Source organism: Aneurinibacillus sp. XH2, assembly GCF_001439585.2.
GTDB classification, from domain to species: domain Bacteria; phylum Bacillota; class Bacilli; order Aneurinibacillales; family Aneurinibacillaceae; genus Aneurinibacillus; species Aneurinibacillus thermoaerophilus.
This window is the reverse complement of the sequence record NZ_CP014140.1, coordinates 1,829,128-1,844,554: the sequence shown is the minus strand read 5'-3', so window position 1 is coordinate 1,844,554 and position 15,427 is coordinate 1,829,128. Positions and strand designations below refer to the sequence as shown.

At 47.1% G+C, this 15,427-nt stretch carries 13 protein-coding genes; 2 read left to right on the top strand and 11 right to left on the bottom strand.

Annotated features, from left to right (window positions below; translation table 11 throughout):
• Positions 1-96: 96 nt before the first annotated feature.
• Genes qhpE through qhpC form a run of 8 tightly spaced genes read right to left on the bottom strand, consistent with a single transcriptional unit; the run spans position 97 to position 9,039 of the window.
• Positions 97-825: a subtilisin-like serine protease QhpE gene (gene qhpE / locus ACH33_RS09180; protein WP_057898749.1), complete on the bottom strand. Its 729-nt coding sequence runs from the start codon at positions 823-825 to the stop codon at positions 97-99.
• Positions 797-2,485: an ABC transporter ATP-binding protein gene (locus ACH33_RS09175; RefSeq protein WP_057898748.1), complete on the bottom strand. Its 1,689-nt coding sequence runs from the start codon at positions 2,483-2,485 to the stop codon at positions 797-799. Before ACH33_RS09175 ends, qhpE begins: the two co-directional genes overlap by 29 nt.
• Before the next feature lie 10 nt (positions 2,486-2,495).
• Entirely contained in the window at positions 2,496-3,491 is a 996-nt protein-coding gene (locus ACH33_RS09170; RefSeq protein WP_057898747.1) for a peptidase U32 family protein, read from the bottom strand.
• Positions 3,492-3,522: 31 nt separating this feature from the next.
• Positions 3,523-4,485, bottom strand: a complete 963-nt coding sequence (locus ACH33_RS09165; RefSeq protein ID WP_156424032.1) for a hypothetical protein — start codon at positions 4,483-4,485, stop codon at positions 3,523-3,525.
• A 35-nt stretch (positions 4,486-4,520) separates the two neighbouring features.
• Positions 4,521-5,585, bottom strand: a complete 1,065-nt coding sequence (locus ACH33_RS09160) for a YncE family protein (protein WP_057898745.1) — start codon at positions 5,583-5,585, stop codon at positions 4,521-4,523.
• Positions 5,585-7,048 (bottom strand): radical SAM/SPASM domain-containing protein, encoded by a 1,464-nt coding sequence (locus ACH33_RS09155; RefSeq protein WP_091260011.1) that lies wholly within the window; start codon positions 7,046-7,048, stop codon positions 5,585-5,587. The genes ACH33_RS09160 and ACH33_RS09155 overlap by 1 nt, the downstream gene beginning before the upstream one ends.
• Positions 7,049-7,067: 19 nt before the next feature.
• On the bottom strand, positions 7,068-8,702 hold the full coding sequence (gene peaA / locus ACH33_RS09150) for a quinohemoprotein amine dehydrogenase subunit alpha (protein WP_057898744.1): 1,635 nt from the start codon (positions 8,700-8,702) through the stop codon (positions 7,068-7,070).
• Positions 8,703-8,718: 16 nt separating this feature from the next.
• The gene (gene qhpC, locus ACH33_RS09145; protein WP_057900312.1) at positions 8,719-9,039 is read right to left on the bottom strand and encodes a quinohemoprotein amine dehydrogenase subunit gamma; all 321 of its coding nucleotides are present in this window, start codon (positions 9,037-9,039) and stop codon (positions 8,719-8,721) included.
• A 268-nt stretch (positions 9,040-9,307) separates the two neighbouring features.
• On the opposite strand from qhpC, the gene ACH33_RS09140 reads away from it, so the two are divergent.
• Complete coding sequence (locus ACH33_RS09140; protein ID WP_057898743.1) at positions 9,308-10,003, top strand: response regulator transcription factor; 696 nt, start codon at positions 9,308-9,310, stop codon at positions 10,001-10,003.
• A gap of 118 nt (positions 10,004-10,121) precedes the next feature.
• The gene (locus ACH33_RS09135; RefSeq protein WP_156424031.1) at positions 10,122-12,170 is read left to right on the top strand and encodes a sensor histidine kinase; all 2,049 of its coding nucleotides are present in this window, start codon (positions 10,122-10,124) and stop codon (positions 12,168-12,170) included.
• 41 nt (positions 12,171-12,211) lie between these two features.
• Here ACH33_RS09135 and glnA read toward each other — a convergent pair whose 3' ends face one another.
• The 3 genes from glnA to ACH33_RS09120 all read right to left on the bottom strand — a co-directional run bounded on the left by glnA (position 12,212) and on the right by ACH33_RS09120 (position 15,417).
• Positions 12,212-13,546, bottom strand: coding sequence for a type I glutamate--ammonia ligase (gene glnA, locus ACH33_RS09130; RefSeq protein ID WP_057898741.1), 1,335 nt, complete (start codon positions 13,544-13,546; stop codon positions 12,212-12,214).
• A gap of 69 nt (positions 13,547-13,615) precedes the next feature.
• Complete coding sequence (locus ACH33_RS09125) at positions 13,616-14,023, bottom strand: MerR family transcriptional regulator (protein WP_057898740.1); 408 nt, start codon at positions 14,021-14,023, stop codon at positions 13,616-13,618.
• Positions 14,024-14,148: 125 nt separating this feature from the next.
• The gene (locus ACH33_RS09120; protein WP_057898739.1) at positions 14,149-15,417 is read right to left on the bottom strand and encodes a methionine gamma-lyase family protein; all 1,269 of its coding nucleotides are present in this window, start codon (positions 15,415-15,417) and stop codon (positions 14,149-14,151) included.
• Positions 15,418-15,427: the final 10 nt, after the last annotated feature.

The following is a 15,427-nucleotide window of genomic DNA, read 5'->3' as shown; positions in this document are numbered from 1 at the left end:
CTTTGTACGTTCTCATAGACAAAATCCCCGAATCCGGCAGACAATAGTAGAATTCGAGGATTTTTGCTTTATAGTTGGCGAAAAAAATGAGGCAGGCTACCCTATTAGAGAAAAATCAAACGTTAATAGTTTCTTAATCTCCCGTGACGAACGAAGCGCATACTTTTCCATCCACTTGGCGATAAATCCGGTCATATGAGCGGCAGCGAAGCTATGCCCCTGCAAATTAAATTTTTGCAGGGGTCCTTCCAGACGCTTGGGAAGTCCAAGAGCGGAAAATGACACCGGCTCATCTGCATGATAATAAAACTCATCGGCCCGGCAATCTTCACTTGCTTGCACCGCGAATACAGACGGATAATAACCGGGCCACAACAATCCCCGCCCTTTATCACAAGCGGAAACAATCACGATTCCCGCCCGCTCTGCTTTCTCGCACACATCCCGCAACTCCTTAACATCGCGGCGGACACCAAGACTCAAGTTAATGATATGCATTCGCGCGTCGATACACCATTCGATCGCGGCACATAGTACCTCAATGTGCGCGCTCAGTGTCTCGTGAAAAATTTTGACCGCCCAAATCTCAGCATCCGGTACATGTTCGTACAACACACCAGCCACCGCCGTTCCATGTCCTAGCCGATCGTGATAAGCATCCGATATTCGGATCATCCCTTCGTCCGACACATGGAACGCAAGACCACCGGCGACCTTTCCGATATGGGAATGATGCGCGTTCACTCCGCTGTCAATCTGGGCAATACGTATGTTTTCGCCTCTTCCCCAAACCTGTTTAGCCATGTCGCCTTTCCAACGCCGCATTCTCATTCCCCCCTATAGACGAATGAACACGTTCAAGCAAACCCCCATCCTCCATGAACCAAATCCGATCCGCCCATCCAATATGTTGCATACGATGGGTAATCATCAACACCGTCTTGTGCCATAAATGCCGGCGAATAAATGAAACAATGTCCTGTTCCATCTTCTCGTCAAGATGGCACATCGCCTCATCGAAAATAAAAATATCGGGGTCTCGCAAAAATGCCCGGGCCAGCGCCAGACGCTGCTTCTGTCCCGTCGACAATGCCCTGCCGCGTTCTCCTAATTTGCTATTCAGTCCCTCCGGCATCTCCATGATTTCCTGCCATAATCCTACCGCCACAAGCGCCTGCTTGATTTCTTGTTGTGAAAACGAATATGCGCCCATTTGCAAATAATCGACTACCGTTTCATGCCATACCGGCGTGTCATGTGTGACAAGACATACGCGACGATTCCAGGAGTCGCGCGTAAAGGTTCGGATATCGATACCGTCGCAATAAATCGCGCCGGACACCGGAGTATACAGTCGCGCCAGCAAATCAGCAAGCGTGCTTTTTCCAGCCCCGTTCGGCCCGACAATCGCTACCTTCTCTCCTTTTTTTACGGAACAAGTAATCTCTTGTAAAATATCGCGTTCCTCTTCATGGCGAAAACGCACCCGGCGAAACTCTAAAACGGAGCGAAATTCAGGCATGACTTGCGTCCCATCTTCTTGCACAGGCAAATTCAGAAGCTCCTGAACCCGCACGATCGCGGCTTTTCCTTTTTGAAAACGAATGTACAATTGGGCAAACCCCTGAACAGAACTGAAAAATTTCGCCTGGTATGCGCTAAACGCCAGCAACGCGCCAAGAGTCGTCTCGCCCGCCAGCACTTTTCCCCCCAGTACACTGACCGTACCGATGGTCGAAAGCAAAATCACCAACTGTGGAATGCCCTGCGCGCAACCGGAAAAAAACGTAAGCTTCATATGTTGGCGGTTTATCGTTTGCAACTCGTTCCTGTATTTTTCGGCGCACCACATTTCCAAACTTCCGGCCTGGATAAAGCGCAGCGAAGACAGCGTATCGAATAAAAAGCTTTGATTGCCGGCGGACAGCTTGCGCAACTGTAAATTCTCCATATACAATAAATGGCGAAATTTTTGTAAGCCGACCAGCAAAACGGGCAAGAGCAAAAAACAGCACAGCGCCATCGACCAGTCAAGATAAAGCAGGAAACCAACTTCCAAAACAACATTCAGGCTGACAATCACCGTCTGCAATATCCAATCGGTATACATACGCTGCGCTTCTCCCGCATCTTCATTCAACCGGGAAATGGCATCTCCCGCTCTTTTTTTGGAAAAAGCGCATAAAGTCGTACTCAACAGCCGCTCATACAATGCGCCTCTTATGTTTGCTGCCATATGCAAATGAACGCGCAGATGATAATACTTCGTCGCCAGGAAAAAGACATACATTAGCAAAATACACCCGATCCCCCACGCCAGCGCAAGCGAAAACGGATACGCGCGCTGGATAAACACCCGGTCAACGATAAACTTTCCTATCATTGGCTGCAACGCCAATAAGACGGTGGCGATCATATTCAGCCATAACATCAACAACAGCGATTTCCAATATGGAACAATAAAAGCGGACAGCTTTTGCGGCATCCTGCACCTCCTATCTGTAGTAGCACATCAGCCCTGACTCGCAGAAAGAAGGCTGGTTTCTCACCTTTTTGGCAAAGCGCTGCACGTCTTCCGCTTCTTCCTGCGCCCGCACGCGGTCTACTACCGCTTTTACCAGCTGTACGCTCGCCAGTTTCCGATAAGGAGAGCCTTCCCTTCCGACAATTTTCAACGAATCCACTCCGGCCCGATACAAAGCGGGAAGCGCGCACAGACCGCACGGGCCGAGGGGAAGCCCGTCTTCCGCGAGCTGGCAGCCGCAATCATTCACAAACCAGACAAACTCACGGTAATCCTGCACTTGTCTTGTCAGCATCTCTACCTCGGCGGGTTCCAGTATCCGATCGCCGTCCGTCGGTATGCCGATATATTCCCACTGGCTCTGGGAGCAAAAGGCGCCGACCCGGTTATGGGTTGTATGGCAAAAACTTTCTTCATATACACACCCATCGTTTAAAATAAACATTTCGAGCTCGATCTCACCGGCGGCCTGCTTCAGTCTTAAAACTTCATCTACCTGTACCGTACGCGGCAGTACAATCCTGCTTGCTCCAAGCTCTCTGTACAGTTCGATACTTCCGACATTCAGCGGCGCTGCCAGGCTGCTCACATGAAGATTGGCCCGCGGCACATGATGCTTGATGGCCATCATGAAACCAATATCGCTTACAATGAAAGCATCCACCCCGATGCTCTCCGCGCAATGCGTAACCAAATCCAGCAACATCGGGTATTGTTCCTCTACGTAATATGGGGCGTTCAGCGTAATATAAACCGGAATCCCGTACCGATGCGAAACATCAACAATACGTCGCAATTCCTGAAAAGACAGGACGCCCGCAAACGGATTCCGCCGATTTATCCACACGCCGGCTGAATATTTCTCCATCCATTCCAGCGGAGTAATTCCACAATAAAATTCTTCGGCACCGTTTTCCGCCAGCATTTCCACTTCCTGCGCCGAGCCTAATGGAGCTAGTATTTTCATATGTCTGTCCCCTTCCTCCATCTTTTGGATTTCACACGGGAATCCGCGGGCTGTATACCACTCTCCCACTCTCCACTTTGGCCATGTTCGCTAATCCCCGCTTTACGATATCCCGGTTATGGGTATAAAAAGCGGTGTTGCCTTTTTGGAAAATGCGATGCCTCATATCCGGGATGTGCCTGTTTTTCAGCTCAAACGTATAGCGTTGACATTGCTGTCGGCAGTTCGGATCACCGCGAAACTTATCTTTTTTTTCCGCTTCCATAAATCCCACCATACAGGCGCTCCCGCTGGCCACGCAGCCGAACGGAAAATGAAAGGACAGCATGTACGGCGATGAATATTCAAGCAGCGCATGTTCCTGAATCAGTTCATCAAACTCAAGTCCTGCCACATTCCCCTCCTGCAAAAAACGTCCAAACCATTCCGACAACAACCCGCTCCCTGCAAACACACGGCGAGCGTCTGTTGGCGCGTTCTCATCCGCATAATAATCCGCTACCCGCGGATCCCGAATCGTCCTGTTTAACAATCGTCCTATCACAATACGCAAAACGGGAAAATGCTTGCGGATATGGTGATATACCCCCCAGTCATTAACTACAACTTCAAGCGGCCGCTCTTCCTTTACAGCCATTGTCTGCAAGTAAACAAGAATTTCAGGCAGCGCCTCAAATTTCACGGTATGGACATACGGGATGACAAACGTAAACGCCAGACCGTGCTCCTGACTATATGCAAGTGCTTGCTTTACAGCAGTGAGAGAAGGAAGGCGATACTGGCAAAATTCAGATCCAAAGTACAAGCGATCAGGCTGCCGCCTAGCCCCGCACATTTGCTCCCATACCGAAAAAAACATCGTCTGCATATTTCTCTCTATTTCATTTAAATGCGTGCAAGCCGACCACGGTTGCCTCGAAAGCTCCAAATCCCGCAGCGATTGGATCGCGACCGCAAATTCTTTCATGATATATGCACCTTCCTTCCGTTTCATCGGCGGCGCCGCCATATGAACCGTAAACAAAACAGTTAGTTACGAATCGCCTTTACTTTAATATCCATTCCGTCTGTTGGTGTTTTTAAAATTTTCTCTACATTCAAATCTGTATCCGCGATAATAAAGTCATTACCGCCACCGCCTAAATAAATCTTCTTTCCATCTGTGCTCATGTTAATGCCGTAAATCGTACCTGTAGGTGCTTTTACGTCTTTTATCACATGCCCGGTTTTTGCGTCTACTTTATACCAATGGTTCATAATGGAATATCCGTAACGTTCGTCCGGATCGATAATGGCAGAAAACATACCGACAGGCTCTTTGTCAAAGTCTTTCTTTTTGACTTCTCCGGTTTCCAAATTAGTCCAGCTCATTCCTTCTTTCACCGTTCCATCCGGATAGGTGGTCACCGTCGGGAAAGAATTAAACTTGCTGTTATCCCCCCGCGGAAAAAGCAGCAAAACATTCGTAGAACCATCCTTGCCGTTTTTGATTCCTTCCTTTTCTTTTAGCTGCCATTGCTTCGTATCCAACGTGTAAAGATCATATCCCCATACAAACAATGTGTGCGGATCATTCTTTTTAAATACCATGGCGTGAATGCCGTAAGGAGCTTCCAAATCGCGCGTAACCTTTTTGGTTTGCAAATCGATCTCGATAATTTTGCTTGGAAGCGCCTTGAAAATATTGGTTCGTTTTTCCCCTTGTGTCACAAACGCATACGCTTTAGAGCCATCCGGAGATATCGCCGAACCCCATACCCGGCGATCCAGCATGCCCTGATCCGTTCTTCCTGTCAGATTGATTTCATCCATCACTTTGTTTTGCAATGTGTCAATCACATACAACGTCGTTCGCCCATTTGCGAGCAACAACGCCTTTGTCCCATCTTCCGTAAAACTCAAATCCCGGGTCGGTCCTTTGACTTTAACACTGGCGATAACTTTCGGAATCGCAGGATCGATCACCGTCAGTTCGCCGTATCCTGTCACAAATACCCGTTCGGTGTACCCCTGAGCTGTTGTTGTATGTGCGCCGGAAAAGCTGAACATAAGCAATGTCAACCATATGCTAAGAACAGCGATTACTTTTTTCATCACGAATGACTCACGCACCCTTCTTTCCCGATGCCGGAAATCCGATCAAGAAACGCTGGATTTGCCTTGGCAATTTTGACATATGCTTTCAATCCGATCACCATCCATTCGTGCATCCATTCACAGTAGTGTGCGTTCGGGCGACGAAAATCCCCCTGCCGCTCCATCGCTTCATAATAACAGCCTCCTGAGCAAATATGCTTCAGGGCACACATCGTACATGATTCTTTCCGCTCTACATGCAGCTGCTCCAACATCTCCCGTTGACGTTCGCGCTGAATGCCCGAATAAATATCGCCCATTTTAAAACGTTCATCCTCATTAAAACGATGGCACAAATACAGTCCCCCGTCGGGACTAACAGCAAAAAAGCCCAGCCCTGCCCCGCACCCGTACGCTTTATTTGTTCCGATATGGAGTTCTTTTAGCAAATTGGTTAAGTTGGAAAATCCGAGGTAACGTCCGTTGACCGCATGCTCCACATATAAGTCGGCAATGTCTGCGAATTGCCGGAGCAATTCTCGCAACTCTTCACCGTTTAATAGCAGGTTTGCATCTGTTTCGGTAACAGGAGCGAATCCTACTTCATAAAACCCTTTGGCCAGCAAATGTGAAAGCGACGTTTCCACCGCCTCAAATCCTCTGGATACGGTCACCCGCGCACCAACCGGAGCGGTGCGGTGGCCTTCCACCAGCCGCTCCACATTTTGGCTCACTCGCTCATACGATCCTTGTCCTCCAGCGAAGAGACGATGCTTGTCATGCGCTTCTTGCGTACCGTCCATGCTGACCGACACCCCTATGGAATACCTATTTAAAAACGCAATGCGCTCAGGTGAAAGCAGCGTCCCGTTCGTGGTCAACGAATAACTAATTTTTTTGCCATAGAGTTCGGCTTGTTCCGTGCCGTACTCAACCAAATGCTGTAGTACATCCCAGTTTAGAAAAGGTTCGCCGCCAAACAATACAATGGTCACTTCCTGTTCATGAAAACTGTTTTCCATCAGAAAATGAACAGCCTGCTCGGCTACTTCTTTGGATAAATATTTTTTCGGGGCACCGTATTCCCCATCTCCTGCATAGCAATACGTACACCGCAAATTGCATTCATTGACCAGATGAACGACAAGCGTTTTTACAGGCATATTATCTGTTTGGCGGGGAGCAGAAGGGGTGCGGGAAAACACCCCCTCACCCTCCGCGCCTTCATCGTGCACGATTTCCATTTTTGCCAGCTCTCTTATGGCTTCCTGCCATTTTTCGTCCCTTTGCATTTGAACGGCATACACATCTTCTGCCAGAACCGTACAATCCCCTATGGGTTGCCCATGCTGTTTAGCGAAGGAAAGAAATGAAGAGGCCGCCTCATCCAATTCCATAATATTCCCTGTTAAACCATGAAATAAGTAATGATGTCCATCAACGAAAAAGTCAATATAATTGCGAATCTGCATCGTTCCCATAATATCCCCCCTTTTTTCGTTAATTTACAATATTATTGTAGTCAGGCACCGTTACGATAAGGTGCGTTTTTCCGATGAGTGTTTTTCCACCGCTTTCATATTTTGCGATAACGGTTGCACTTCCTACATTTTCTGCGGTAAACACCCGTTTCGCATTGGTTCCTTCCGTTCCCGGAGTAAACAAGCCGCTTTGATCTATCTTTCCGATATAAGTCAGATCCTCGCCCTTGTTTCCTTCCGGATACGGAGCAAGCGACCATTTAGCTTTGACCGGCATCAGTTGCATATCATCCGCCGTTCCTTTCTTTCTGTCCGGGCCATTGCTATAAGCGTATGCCACGAATTGGGTGCTTACTTTATGCATCGGTCCAGCCCCTCCTACCCGCGAAACGGCGTATGAAGGCGTCACCTTGACATAATCCACACGGTGATACACCGTAAGCTTTTTATGGCTGATTACCTGTCCAGATCCGATAGCAAACGAGCCTTCGGCAACGTTTTTGCCCACCGCTACCGTGACTTTTATTTCTTCATTTGATACGGGCGTTATTTTTTGCACGGAAACACCCGCCGGAAGCCGCATATCTTTTGCCGTAAGTTGCTGCAAATTCATCCCGTATAATGTAATGTCCTGCGTTTTTCCCCGCTCGATCGCCTGCGGTTCCATATGAATAATCTCCGGCTTTTCCGTCTGCACCTTATAATATATCTCTTCCCCCGTAATGCCCGGATCACTTGCATCAGACCAATCTCCCTTAATGACCGTTCCACCTTCCAGCACATTAAACGTACCGGTGAGCTTCTTTTTGTCCTGCTGATACTGCGTCCTTAGCGCATAACCTGTATACAGGCGCGCCTGTCCGCGCATAGTAAGTGAACCCGGTTCATGAAGATATCGGATGGTTTTTGTTTCCACAAAACCGTCTTTGTCTTTCACGAATTCACTATCCCCAATGTATGTCCCTTTTGTGCCTCTAAATCCGACGACTTTCCATTTTCCCTGCACATCATAACCTTTTCCTTTCCACTGCCTCCACTCTTCTGTTTCCAGCGGATATTGCTCAGCAAGATAGCGAATGGCCGCATCCGCCACCACCGGCCAGTCCATATGACGATGGTTCAAATAAATAGAAGGAAGCATGACGAGATGGAAATCTTTCAAATTTTTCCATTCTTCTTCGGTCCGTCGCTGGGCCATGAAACGCCCACCCGCATGACAGGTCATACATGCGTTTTGTACATTTTCATTCTTTACAGATTCCGTATAGGATGGTTTATTTGCCGTCCAATACTGCACAGCTTCGGCTTCCTCAGGAGCAAGGCCACGCTCCGCGCTTAAATCTTGAATCAATTGCCGCCGCTGCTCATCGGTCAACTTCAACCCGTGAATCCGTTCCATTCTGGCGATCGTTTGCGACCATCCTTCCGGCGTTTTCCGCATGTACTCGATGCGTGCCAGCTTTCCGTTTTCATCTACCGCATGGCAGCCCATACACGACGCTTCGACTTGTTTACTGACATGGACGGCGCCTTCAACCTTCATAACTGAAGCGCTTTCTTTTACGTCCGACTGATTTTGAAACCAAATAAAAAGAATTCCTAGGCAACCTACCACAAGTAACAGTAAAATCACGCGCATGCTTGTTTTCTTCATCGCCTCTCCCCTCGCACTACGGCTTTACATACTGCAATTTTCGCCAATCGTTCGCCGCAACCGGGCAAACATCAGAGTATGTGCTATAATTTGTAAGACCATCAGGCACTTGCGCCGCCCACCAGCAATCGCCATAACATCCGTAAATATCGCGATAATGCGGCTGGCAAAGGCCATCAAGCACCATCCCCGAGAAATCCGTCTCCCATCCCGGGTCAAACAACGTGGAGCATCCCATCGGCAGCAAAGCCAGCCCTTCCACTTCCGGCTCTTTTTTGAGATCAATACGTTTTTCCAGTTGTTTTCCTTTCCAGTTCAACGGTTTGATATGTTTCACTTTACACTCCCCTTCCAGTTTAAACTTTTTAAATAGTTTAAACTTTATAAGACAAATTAGCGTCACACTTTCATCAAAAAACGATAAACTTTTTATCAACTTCTTTTGATAGTTCTCCTATAAAACCTTTATATTTTTCAAAAAAATTTAAGCAATAGTTGACTTATGAGGTATAATTATAAGAAAATTTCGATAAAGAGATGTACATCTCAGAAAGCGATGTCGCTATATGGATACATCAAGTCAAATGTATAAAGAGGTGAACGAAATGGAGCCTATACTCATTGTAGAAGACGATAAGGATATTCAAAAACTGCTCTCTACTTGCTTTGAACAAGAAGCCTTGCCGTACTCCATTACTTCGTCAGGCCTCGAAGCGGTGGAAAAAGTTAAAAAAAGCTCCCCTTCCCTTATCCTTCTTGATATTATGCTGCCGGATTCGGATGGTATTGAAATCTGCCAGCAACTCCGTATGCTCACTTCTTGCCCGATTATTTTTTTAAGCTGCAAGAATAAGGATACCGATAAAGTGTTGGGATTAAGCATCGGCGCGGACGATTATGTGGAAAAGCCTTTTAACATTAGCGTACTAATGGCCCGTGTGCGCGCCCATCTTAGGCGAAACCGCATTTTGCAAAAGTTTCAAAAACAACAGACAAAACAGCATATTCAATTCGATAATATTTGCATTAATCTTCACGCAAGAGAAGTTTACCGCGACGGAAAAAGCATTCCTCTTACCGCTAAAGAATTCGATTTGCTCGCATTTCTGGCGCAACATCCGAATCGGGTCTTCTCTGCTGAGCAACTGCTTGATCATGTGTGGGGAATGAATACGTTAAGCGAGAAACGAACCGTCGTCGTCCATATCTCAAGTCTCAGGAAAAATATTGAAGAAAACGCTCTTCAGCCAAGATATATTCTGACGGTCAGAGGAGTTGGATATAAATTTGCGGCTTTTTAACATCATACGTAAATCTTTTTTTCTTAAAATCGTCTGTTTTACGACCTTGCTTTCCTTTATTCCGTATGTCCTGCTCGGTTGTTATAGTTTGATCCAGGTTCATTCGCTGTCGAGCACAATGGCAAACGAACAAATTCAGAAAACGATTACCAATGTGCTCATGCAAAAATTGGCGTTACTAGAAAAGGAAACAGAGATCAATAATGCTGAATTTACCAAAATCGAACACAATTTAAAACTGATTCGCAAGCAAGCCGAATATTTATTTGCGAAAAAGTCCGATTTTATAGCTTTGCGCAAGCCAACGATCACGTTACAACGGGATCCGAAAGGGTATTTCTTTTATCCTGATAGGCAAAACTCCCGTTTTTTTCTCAGCGCTTTGACCCCTATAACGAAAAATGTGCAAAGCGATTTGGAGATCGTATCTCAGTTGGAACCATTATTAAAAGAAACGGTGCAAAACGAACCAGGATTAAAAGCCGCCTTTTTCGGCTTTGCTGAATTCGGATTTTTTATCTATCCACCGATAAACGCTGAATATGAAGTGTCCACGGGCCGACTTCCTCCTGATATTCGGATCCAACAGTATGAGTTTTATTATATTGCGGATGCCGAGCATAATCCGGAACGGGCGGTAAAATGGACCCGCCCGTATGAAGATGTTACGCATTGGAAATGGGTAGTAACAGCTGTCATTCCTGTATATTCGCCAAACGGAGTATTACAAGGAGTTATTGGGGTGGACTTTCCGCTTGACCGTATGGTACGCAAATTTCTCGATTTCACTTTCACTGAACCGAATGCTTTCGCCTTTATCGTAGACGAGAATGGCCATATGATCGCCAGCAATCAGCCATCCGGGCGGAAGTTGTCCACCCCTCTTCCCGGTTTTGGAAGCTCTTCGGACGCCTTCAAACCATACATAGAAAAGATGAAACAAAAGAAAAAAGGCATCGTGAAGATGGCTACAGCAGAGGGAAACGCGTATCTTTTGTTTGCCAACATTCCCAGCAGCAGATGGATGATGAGCTTTTATATCCCCGAAGCGGATATTGCGAATCCTATTATCGCCGAAACGAAAGTGCAAATATCTTCGCAAATGAAACAATTCGTCATTCCGTTTTTGTTCTTTTTGTTCGTCGGCGCGTTCCTTCTCATTTTCTTTTCTTATCGTTTTTCGCGAACGGTAACCGAGCCTGTGAAAAATTTGGCCATAGCGCTAAAACAAAGCGGGAAAGGTCATTATCATCAGGAAATACCGATTACCTCACAGGATGAAATCGGCAATTTGACGAAAACGTTCAACAGGATGAGCCAAACGATTGAACAGCTCATCGCAGAACTGAAGAAGCGGGCAAATGAACTTGAAGAAAAAGTAGGGGAACGAACAAAAGAGTTGCAGGAAGCGAATACAAAACTAACGGAAATGTATGAGAAGTTGAAGGGAGCAGAACAGGCGCGGGCGGAACTTATTGCACAGGTATCCCATGATTTAAAAACGCCGCTGACAACCATTAAGGGATATTTGCAAGCTTTGCATAAGTACGAATTTCCGCCGGAGAAAGAACGAGAATTTATTCGCACGATTCTCACCCGAATTAATCATACGATTCAATTGATTGACGATTTGTTTGAACTTTCTGCTTTGCACATGGATCAGCTGTCTTTTCAAAAAGAATGGATAAACCTCGATTTCTTAATCGACTATGCCCTGGAAATGGTCATCGCAGAGTTCGCGGAACCGAACATCGACGTTTATACTTCATACGAACCTGAATTGCCGCTCGTATTTGTTGATCCTGCGAAAATCAACCGCGCGCTCGTAAACATTTTGAGCAATGCGGTGAAATATTCGCGGGAAAAAGAAAAAATCCGCATCGAGATTGCGTGCTATCAAAAAGGAGAGTTTATTATAACGGAAATTAAAGACAATGGCATGGGGATATCAGAAGAAAACATGGAAAAAATTTTTACGATGTTTTATCGCGAACCGAAAGTGAAAGAAGCGAAAATAACCGGGAGCGGGCTGGGAACCAGCATCGCGAAAGGTATCATCGAAAAGCATAACGGTACCATTTCGATTACGACAAATTCCGATGTTGGCACTACAATTATTATCTCTCTTCCAGTTATGCATATGGAGAAGGAAGATAGCAGGAGTTAAGAAAAACTTGCGGGCAATGCCCGCAAGTTTTTCTTAAACTATTAATAATTAATGTACTGATCGCGTTCCCACGAGTGAACAGTGGTACGGAACATATCCCATTCGATCTCTTTTGCTTCAATGAAGTGCTCAAGTGCGTGTTCACCGAGCGCCTTGCAAATCACTTCGTCGGCTTTCAGTTCTTCAATCGCTTCTTTCAACGTAGCCGGCAGACTTGCGATGCCCGCTTCTTGGCGTTCCGTTTCATTCATTACATAGATATTGCGGTCAATCGCCGGAGGTGCCTGCAATTTGTTTTTAATGCCATCCAGACCGGCAGCCAGCAATGCCGTTAATGCCAGATACGGATTTGCGGCCGGGTCCGGATTGCGTACTTCAATCCGGGTACTCAAGCCACGGGAAGCCGGAATACGAATTAACGGGCTGCGGTTTTTTGCAGACCATGCTACATAGCAAGGTGCTTCATAACCAGGAACAAGACGTTTATAGGAGTTTACAGTCGGGTTTGTGATGGCTGCAAAGCCACGGGCATGCTTGATGATGCCAGCCAAGAAATGCATAGCTGTTTCGCTTAGTCCCAGTTCAGTTGACGGATCTTCAAACGCGTTCTTGTTGCCTGCGAATAGAGACAGGTTGCAATGCATACCGGAACCGTTAATACCGAACAACGGTTTCGGCATGAAGGTCGCGTGCAGACCGTGTTTACGTGCGATCGTTTTGACTACCAGCTTAAATGTTTGGATCTGGTCAGCCGCCTCTACAGCATTCGCATATTTGAAGTCGATTTCGTGCTGACCAGGTGCTACTTCATGATGAGACGCTTCAACTTGGAAGCCCATTTGCTCGAGCGTCAGCACGATGTCACGCCGACAGTTTTCACCAAGATCCAGCGGGGCAAAGTCAAAATATCCGCCTTGGTCGTTCAACTCGTTTGTCGGCTGACCGTGTTCATCCAGCTTGAATAGAAAGAACTCCGGCTCCGGTCCGAGATTAAACGAAGTGAAGCCGAATGATTCCATTTCTTGCAGCGCCGCTTTCAGGATTTGGCGCGGATCCCCCATGAACGGTTTGCCATCTGGTGTGTATACATCGCAAATGAAGCGAGCCACTTTGCCATCTTCCGTCGTCCACGGAAAGACAACGAATGTGTCAAGATCCGGATACAGGTACATGTCGGATTCTTCGATGCGTACAAAACCTTCGATGGAAGAACCGTCAAACATCATCTTGTTATTGAGCGCCTTTTCGAGCTGGCTTACCGGAATTTCTACGTTTTTAATCGTTCCAAGTAGATCCGTGAACTGCAAGCGGATATATTTTACATTCTCTTCCTTGACTAAGCGATAAATATCCTCTTTCGTGTACTTTGCTGCCATCTCAAACTACCTCCTTAAAAATCTCTCCTCATAAGCAAGGAGACTCCCTTATTTTTGCTTTTATTTTTTTTAATGGAAGAAGCGGGAAAGCTCCCCCCAGTTAAGCGGCGTCTGTCCCGGCCGATTCGCGTGCATAATCTGCTGCTTGAGCAGTTCATGCAGCTCGCGGTCGGTAAGTTCCCTGCGTTTCTGCTCTGTTTTTTCATCAATCATGTTCTCGTTGCGCTTTTCCTCGTGTTTCATTTCCAGCACTTGTTTGATGCCAGCAATGTTTAATCCTTTCTCCAGCAACGCTTTAATCTCCAGCAGGCGGTCGACATCGTTGAATGAAAACAGGCGTTGGTTTCCTTTCGTCCGCGCCGGGGAAATAAGCTGTTGCTGTTCATAATAACGGATTTGACGGGCCGATAATTCAGTCAGCTGCATCACAATCCCTATCGGAAAAAGAGCCATATTACGGCGAATTTTGTCTTTCACGTTTTTATCTCCTTTCGCCGGCGAATCTCCTTGCTTCCTTAGTTCTTATTCTACACATGTCAGGTTTTATCGTCAATACATGTAAGATAATTTTACATATATTTTTTGAAAGATACCGCCTCTTTTTAAATTTGTAACAAATTCTTTTTTAACATTTCGTCGAGCGCGGTCAGTACACCAACTTTAACATGGGAAGCAGTCAGGCCACCCTGGACGAACCCCAGGTACGGCGAGCGGATCGGGCCATCCGCGGACAACTCGATGCTGGCACCTTGAATAAACGTGCCGGCCGCCATAATGACCGGATCGGCGTATCCCGGCATCGCACCCGGCTGCGGTACAACGTGCGAATCGACTGGCGAGGCTTTCTGGATTCCTTGGCAGAATGTCACCAGCCCTTCTGCCGTGCCGAATTCGACAGATTGGATCAAATCGGTACGTGGCGCGTCCCAGCGCGGGTTCGTTTTGAATCCGAGCTTTTCCAAAAGGCCTGCGGTAAATACCGCTCCCTTCAGCGCTTCACCAACGACATGCGGCGCTAAGAAAAAGCCCTGGAACATTTCCAGCGTCCCATACTGCGTCGAACCGACCTCGGCGCCGAGCCCCGGTGCGGTCATCCGGTAGGACGCCATCTCCACAAGATCCGCCCGACCAACGATATATCCCCCACTCTTGGCAAGACCGCCGCCAGGGTTCTTAATAAGCGACCCGGCCATAATGTCAGCACCAACTTCCAACGGCTCCTTGCTCTCGGTGAACTCTCCGTAACAATTATCCACAAAGACAATGATGTCCGGACGAATTGCTTTTACGAAATCAATCATTTCCTTTATTTTTTCGATCGTAAAAGAAGGACGGTCAGCATAGCCGCGAGAGCGCTGAATGCCGATCACTTTTGTCCGACTGTTGATGGCACGAGCCACCGCTTCTTTGTCGATCTCTCCCGCTTCCGTCAGCGGTACGGCGGCATAGCTCACCCCGAACTCTTTGAGCGAACCTTTGCCGTGACCTCTTACGCCGACGATTTCTTCCAGCGTATCATACGGTGCGCCGGTAATATACAAAAGCTCATCTCCCGGACGAAGAAGGCCGAACAAGGTGATCGCAATGGCATGTGTACCGCTCAAAATATGCGTGCGCACGAGCGCCGTTTCCCCGCCGAATACTTCGGCATACACTTTTTCCAATGTTTCCCGTCCCATATCGTCGTATCCATATCCGGTCGACGGAGCAAAGTGAAAATCGCTGACTTGGTGTTTTTGAAACGCCCTCAGCACTTTGAACTGGTTGTAATCTGCTATTTTTTCAATCTCGCGCAGGCGTGGATAAATCTCCGCTTCTACCTGCTCTACATAAGGGGCCAGTTTATCTCCATGCATCAAGTACGAAAACACGCTATCTTCC

Bases quoted from the DNA above. Each gene is read 5' to 3' on its own strand.
- qhpE (WP_057898749.1), bottom strand. From the start codon at position 825: ATGCGGCGTTGGAAAGGCGACATGGCTAAACAGGTTTGGGGAAGAGGC.
- ACH33_RS09175 (WP_057898748.1), bottom strand. From the start codon at position 2,485: ATGCCGCAAAAGCTGTCCGCTTTTATTGTTCCATATTGGAAATCGCTG.
- ACH33_RS09170 (WP_057898747.1), bottom strand. From the start codon at position 3,491: ATGAAAATACTAGCTCCATTAGGCTCGGCGCAGGAAGTGGAAATGCTG.
- ACH33_RS09165 (WP_156424032.1), bottom strand. From the start codon at position 4,485: ATGAAACGGAAGGAAGGTGCATATATCATGAAAGAATTTGCGGTCGCG.
- ACH33_RS09160 (WP_057898745.1), bottom strand. From the start codon at position 5,585: ATGAAAAAAGTAATCGCTGTTCTTAGCATATGGTTGACATTGCTTATG.
- ACH33_RS09155 (WP_091260011.1), bottom strand. From the start codon at position 7,048: ATGGGAACGATGCAGATTCGCAATTATATTGACTTTTTCGTTGATGGA.
- peaA (WP_057898744.1), bottom strand. From the start codon at position 8,702: ATGAAGAAAACAAGCATGCGCGTGATTTTACTGTTACTTGTGGTAGGT.
- ACH33_RS09140 (WP_057898743.1), top strand. From the start codon at position 9,308: ATGGAGCCTATACTCATTGTAGAAGACGATAAGGATATTCAAAAACTG.
- ACH33_RS09135 (WP_156424031.1), top strand. From the start codon at position 10,122: ATGGCAAACGAACAAATTCAGAAAACGATTACCAATGTGCTCATGCAA.
- glnA (WP_057898741.1), bottom strand. From the start codon at position 13,546: ATGGCAGCAAAGTACACGAAAGAGGATATTTATCGCTTAGTCAAGGAA.